The 5,048-nt window shown below is 70.2% G+C and carries 6 protein-coding genes; 2 read left to right on the plus strand and 4 right to left on the minus strand.

The features are described 5' to 3' along the window. Nucleotides 1–21 precede the first annotated feature (21 nt). Complete coding sequence (locus AC0AIB_RS30735) at nt 22–435, minus strand: Asp23/Gls24 family envelope stress response protein (RefSeq protein ID WP_465098019.1); 414 nt, start codon at nt 433–435, stop codon at nt 22–24. Nucleotides 436–617: 182 nt separating this feature from the next. Further along, a complete protein-coding gene (locus AC0AIB_RS30740; RefSeq protein WP_328343511.1) occupies nt 618–902 on the minus strand; it encodes a hypothetical protein in 285 nt (94 codons plus the stop codon). 366 nt (nt 903–1,268) lie between these two features. Here AC0AIB_RS30740 and AC0AIB_RS30745 point away from each other — a divergent pair, with 366 nt between their 5' ends. Further along, nucleotides 1,269–1,802 (plus strand): hypothetical protein, encoded by a 534-nt coding sequence (locus AC0AIB_RS30745; protein WP_328343509.1) that lies wholly within the window; start codon nt 1,269–1,271, stop codon nt 1,800–1,802. A 246-nt stretch (nt 1,803–2,048) separates the two neighbouring features. Here the strand turns inward: AC0AIB_RS30745 and meaB are convergent, their stop codons facing one another. Both meaB and AC0AIB_RS30755 read right to left on the minus strand, forming a co-directional pair. Continuing rightward, nucleotides 2,049–2,984: a methylmalonyl Co-A mutase-associated GTPase MeaB gene (gene meaB, locus AC0AIB_RS30750; protein WP_328349079.1), complete on the minus strand. Its 936-nt coding sequence runs from the start codon at nt 2,982–2,984 to the stop codon at nt 2,049–2,051. A gap of 223 nt (nt 2,985–3,207) precedes the next feature. Then, on the minus strand, nt 3,208–4,401 hold the full coding sequence (locus tag AC0AIB_RS30755; RefSeq protein WP_328343508.1) for an acetyl-CoA C-acetyltransferase: 1,194 nt from the start codon (nt 4,399–4,401) through the stop codon (nt 3,208–3,210). A gap of 63 nt (nt 4,402–4,464) precedes the next feature. Between AC0AIB_RS30755 and mce the strand changes: the two genes are divergently transcribed. Further along, nucleotides 4,465–4,941 carry a methylmalonyl-CoA epimerase gene (gene mce / locus AC0AIB_RS30760; RefSeq protein WP_328343506.1) on the plus strand — a complete coding sequence of 159 codons (477 nt, stop codon included), beginning with the start codon at nt 4,465–4,467 and terminating at the stop codon, nt 4,939–4,941. Nucleotides 4,942–5,048 lie beyond the last annotated feature (107 nt).

Raw genomic sequence — 5,048 nt, forward strand, 5'->3', positions numbered from 1 at the left:
GGGTGGGTGGTGGGGGTGGGATCAGGGGGTGGGGGATTCTGGGGTGTCCATGGCTACGTCGTCGACGCGGATGTTGATCTCGTCGGCGCGGAGGCCGTAGGACTCCACGGCTGCCGTCACGGCGGCGCGGACCGCGTCGGTGACCTGGGGTACCGGGTGGCCGGCGGAGATCACCAGAACGAGGTTGACCACGGCCGCGCCGTTGGTGACGTGCGCCGAGCAGCCCCGCCGGGCGTCACCGACCCGGTCCAGCCCGACCCTGTCGAGTACGGCGTTGAAGAACCGGGCCACGTCACCGCCCAGCTCGGCCACCCCGGGGACGGACTTCGCGGCGGCCACCGCGATCTTCTCGACCACCTCGTCGGAGACCTGCGTCGTCCCGCCCGCCACCGCGTCCGGCGTCACCGACAGCTCCTGCGTCTCCTCGTGGCTCATCGTCGCCCCCTGTCGTCGCACCACCGGCACGGAACACCGCCCGGCACCCGCCCCACTCGACGTGGGACGGGTGCGAGCGTACCGACCGGGGATCGACCGCCGGGGACGCCACCGGTCGAGTGTGGACGGCCGTCACCCCGTGCGGAACCCGGCGCGGATCGATCAGACGAGAGTCGGCGGAGTCAGGCCGGCGGCAGTGCGGGCACCTCGAAGTCGTAGGTGAAGCTGTCCAGCGCGACTTTGACGAGCACCCTGCTCGCCTTCGTGACCTTCTCGCTGCTGACACAGATCAACTCCGTCTGCCAGTCGGACGTCACCGGCAGGCCCGACGGACGGGACGCGACCTCGCCCCGCTCCACCTGACGACACTCGCCCTTCTTCCCGGCCGCATCGCGCAGCCCGTACCGCGCGCCCTTCGGGCCGACCACGTCGAAGCTCACTTCGCCGGAAGCACTGCGGACGGCCACGACCCGGACAGCCTCCGGACCGAACACGGGAAGGTCGCTCGGAGCCTCGGACACCGATGGGCGGGGAGTCCCGGAGATGTCAGTGGCGGGCGGGGAAGCAGGAGACCCGCCGTCCGATCCCGCCGAACACCCCGCGAGGGAAACGGCGAGGGTCAACGAGCATCCGAACAGAAGCGCGATCCCCGAAACTCTATTGTTCATCGCAGCCCATTCCCCCGTTATTAATTTTTGTGATGGTACAGAGCAGGTTCGACCCCGTCAAGGGACAGCGACGCCGGCCTTCCCCTGCTATCTTCCTGGAATTCACGGCGACCCCACCCAATGGGGGGCCGTTTCTGTACATCTGTATATCCACGGGGAGAGAACGTGAACTTCAGGAAACGTCTACTGAGTGTCGTATCGACGATCGCGGTGCTGCCGCTACCCGTCGTGGCCCTGCCGGCCCCGGCCCAGGCAAAGCCGCAGGGCTGCCCGGCCGAGGGCGAGAACCCGCTCTACACCTTCACCAACGTCAGCAGGTCGACCCGGCCGACCGACGTCTACAGCGCGTACATCACCGGCCCCGGCACCATCTCGTACAGCGAGAACGAGACCGCCAACGTCTCGGCGACGGCGTCGGCGACGGTGTCCGCCGAAGCCGGCGTCGTTTTCGCGAAGGCGAGCACGTCCATCGGGGTGTCGGTGACCGCCGGGCGCTCGTGGACTGCCGGTTTCAGTTACGCGCTGGATGTGCCCAGTGGGCAACGCCGACGGATGCGACTGTTTCAGGAGTCTCGCTCCTTCGTGGTGAAGAAGCAGACGTGGAACGTCGCACAGTGCAAGTTCCTCACCAATTATTCAGGGGCCAGCGCCAACGCTCCCCGAACGGCGCGCGTCGACGAATGGAAGCTCGAATCCTGATGACCGGCGCTGATGCCGGCGTCTTGTTGACCGTGAAAGAAGAAATGCGTTGACAGGCACGGCCGGTCGGTCGAAAGCAATTCAGCGACCGACCGGCCGGCCGTGCCTTCGCGGCGGACCGCTTCCCGTTCAGGGACGAGGGTGGCCCAGAACGCCACCGAGACCCCCACCGCCAGGACCCGCCCGGGCCGGCGGCTCAGGTGCCGATCTGGGCCGGCGGCTCAGGTGCCGATCTGGGCCGGCGGCTCAGGTGCCGATCTGGGCGAGGAGTTCGTCCGCTGCGGCGTACGGGTCGAGGGTGCCGCCGGCCACCTTCGCGGCGAGCGTGCTCAGCTCCGTACCGTCGCGTAGGGAACCGATGCGGGCGCGGAGGGTGCCGAGCGCGATCGCCTCGATCTCGGCGGCGGCCCGCTTCTCGCGGCGGCGGCGCAGCTCGTCGTGCTGCTCCAGCCAGGACCGGTGCTTGTCGATCGCGGCGGCGACGTCGTCGATACCCTCGTTGCGCACGGCCACCGCGCGCACCACCTGGGGCCGCCACTCGCCCGGCCCGCGCTCGCCCAGCGCGATCATGCCCTGGATGTCGCGGACCGTGTTGTCCGCGCCGTCCCGGTCGGCCTTGTTGACCACGAAGACGTCGGCGATCTCCAGGATGCCGGCCTTGACCGCCTGGATCGCGTCGCCCATGCCCGGAGCGAGCAGCACCAGGGTGGTGTCGGCGAGCGAGGCCACCTCCACCTCGGCCTGACCGACGCCGACGGTCTCCACCAGCACCACGTCGCAGCCGGCGCCCTCCAGCACCCGGACCGCCTGCGGGGTCGCGGCGGAGAGCCCACCGAGGTGCCCCCGGCTGGACATCGACCGGATGTAGACGCCCGGGTCGGTGGCATGATCCTGCATCCGGACCCGGTCGCCGAGGATCGCCCCGCCGGTGAACGGGCTGGACGGGTCGATGGCCAGCACCCCGACCCGGTGCCCGCCCGCCCGCAGCGCCCGGACCAGCTCGTTGGTGGTGGTCGACTTGCCCACCCCCGGAGAGCCGGTCAACCCGACCACCTGGGCCTGCCCGGCGTACGGCGCGAGCGCCGCCGCCACCTGCGGCAGCACCTCGTCACCGGACTCGACGAGCGTGATCAGCCGGGCCACCGCCCGGGGGTCACCCTCGCGCGCCCTCTCCACGAGCATCGGTACGTCCCGACTGCGGCGCACCGGGACAGCGGCCGGAGCCGGGGCGTTCTCGACACTCACTGGTCCACCCTCCGGTCACGACTTCGGGGTCGGCGCACCCGGCTCGCTCCTCGCGCTCACCGGATGACATCTTGCTCACGACTGCGGGGCTCGCAAACCCGGCTCGTTCCCCCGCGCTCAGCCACAGGGTCGGCTGCGGGCGGGCGGAACCGGGTGCCGGTCAGTTCCCGGAGTCGGCGGGCACGTGGATGATCAGGGCGTCGCCCTGGCCGCCACCGCCGCAGAGCGCCGCCGCGCCGGTGCCGCCACCGCGCCGCTGGAGCTCCAGCGCGAGGGTGAGCACCAGCCGGGCGCCGGACATGCCGATCGGGTGACCCAGCGCGATGGCCCCACCGTTGACGTTGATCTTGTCGGTGCTGATCCCGAGGTCCCGCGCGGACTGGATGCCGACCTGGGCGAACGCCTCGTTGATCTCGATGAGGTCGAGGTCCTCGATGCTCAGACCGCCCTTCTTGAGGGCGTGCTGGATGGCGTTCGACGGCTGCGAGTGCAGGGAGTTGTCCGGGCCTGCCACGTTGCCGTGCGCGCCGACCTCGGCCAGCCAGGTCAGGCCCAGCTCGTTGGCCTTGGCCTTGCTCATCACGACCACGGCCGCCGCACCGTCCGAGATCGGCGACGAGGTGCCGGCGGTGATGGTGCCGTCCTTGGCGAACGCCGGGCGCAACTTCGCCAGCGACTCGGCTGTGGTGTCCGGCCGGATGCCCTCGTCCTCGCTGATCACCAGCGGCTCGCCCTTGCGCTGCGGGATGACCACCGGGGTGATCTCGTCGGCGAAGTGACCGTTCTTCTGCGCGGCGGCGGCCCGCTGGTGGCTGGCCGCCGCGAACTCGTCCTGCTCGGCGCGGGTGATGCCGTGCCGGGCGCCGAGCCGCTCGGTGGACTCCCCCATCGAGCAGCAGTCCCAGGCGTCGCTGAGCCCGTCGTGGGCCATGTGGTCCTTGATCGTGACGTCGCCGTACTTGTAACCGGTGCGCTGGCCGAGCAGCAGGTGCGGGGCGTTGGTCATCGACTCCATGCCGCCGGCCACCACGATGTCGAACTCGCCGGCCCGGATCAGCTGGTCGGCCAGGGCGATCGCGTCCAGACCGGAGAGGCACACCTTGTTGATGGTCAACGCCGGCACCGACATCGGGATGCCGGCCTCCACTGCCGCCTGACGGGCCGGGATCTGCCCGGTGCCGGCCTGGAGCACCTGACCCATGATCACGTACTGCACCTGGCCAGGGGCGATCCCGGCGCGCTCCAGGGCCGCCTTGATGGCGACCCCGCCGAGCTTCGTCGCCGGAAGGTCCTTGAGGTTGCCCAACAGCCGGCCCATCGGGGTCCGCGCGCCGCTGACGATCACCGATGCCACTGAACTGCCTCCGAGGGGATGCCGACCTGTACGCCTGAACGGTTGTTCGGCCAGACTAGCGGCATGGCTGAGAACTCCCCCGTCGAGCCCGCTGCCGACTACGTCACAGACATCGGGCTGCGCCGGATCGACCACGTCGGGGTCGCGGTCGCCGACCTGGACGCCGCGATCGACTTCTACCAGCGCACCTTCGGGATGCGCTGCATCCACGAGGAGACCAACACCGAGCAGGGCGTACGCGAGGCGATGCTGGCCGTCGGCCCGACCGCCGAGGGGGGATGCGTGCAGTTACTCGCCCCGCTGACGCCGGAGTCGACGATCGCCAAGTTCCTCGACCGCAACGGCCCCGGCCTGCAGCAGTTGGCGTACACGGTCGCCGACATCGACGCCGCCTGCGCGACACTGCGCGAACGCGGCGTACGCCTGGTCTACGACACCCCGAAGCGCGGCACCGCCAACTCCCGGGTCAACTTCGTCCACCCCAAGGCCACCGGCGGCGTCCTCATCGAACTGGTGGAGCCCGCCCCCACCCCCCACTAACCCCCCAACCCACCCCACCCCACCCCGGCTCCCCCCTCCGACGCCCCACCCCACCCCCGGTTCCCGGTGTTGATCAAGAGGTTTGCGTCAGGTCTGAAGATCAAAAT

Source organism: Micromonospora sp. DSM 43699 (genome assembly GCF_055517075.1).